Consider the following 557-nt stretch of genomic DNA (forward strand, 5'->3'; position numbering starts at 1 on the left):
GCCACCCCTTCGGTGACCGAAGGCGGCGAGATCACCTACACCATCACGCTGACCAACCAAGATGGTCTGCCGATCAACAACCACAGCGCCTTGACCTTCACGCTGAGCGACGGCAAGACCGTCATCACCGTGCCGGCCAATGGCACCGTGGGTACTGCCACTGTCACTGCCCCGGATAACGTCTACGTCGGTAGCAACGACCCTGTCGTGATGTCGATCGCTACCGTTGAAGGCGCGGACGTTGGCAAGTTCGAACAGCTGACACTCGACAAGACTTCGGTCAGCACGACTGTCACCGACGAGCCAGGTACTCCAGGCAACGAAGGCGACCTGGTCAAGGTCACCATCACGGCCGACCAGACCTCGGTAGCCGAGAACGTCAAACCGACGTTCACCGTGCACATCAATACCGCCCTGGCTCACGACCTGGTCGTGACCCTGAGCAACAACGCTCAGGTCACCATCAAGGCCGGCGACACCAGCGCGCCTTACGAGCACACGGCACAAGGCGATGACGTCTACAACGACGCTGGCCAGATCAGCCTGGGCATCACGTC

1 protein-coding gene is annotated in these 557 nt (G+C 60.9%); it reads left to right on the forward strand.

Translation table 11 applies throughout. The features are described 5' to 3' along the window. Positions 1-557, forward strand: a 557-nt coding sequence (locus tag ACF8EF_RS14285) for an immunoglobulin-like domain-containing protein (protein WP_392461383.1), incomplete at both ends; no start/stop codon positions are given.

The sequence above is a fragment of the Pseudomonas sp. zjy_15 genome (assembly GCF_043101865.1).
GTDB lineage: Bacteria > Pseudomonadota > Gammaproteobacteria > Pseudomonadales > Pseudomonadaceae > Aquipseudomonas > Aquipseudomonas putida_Y.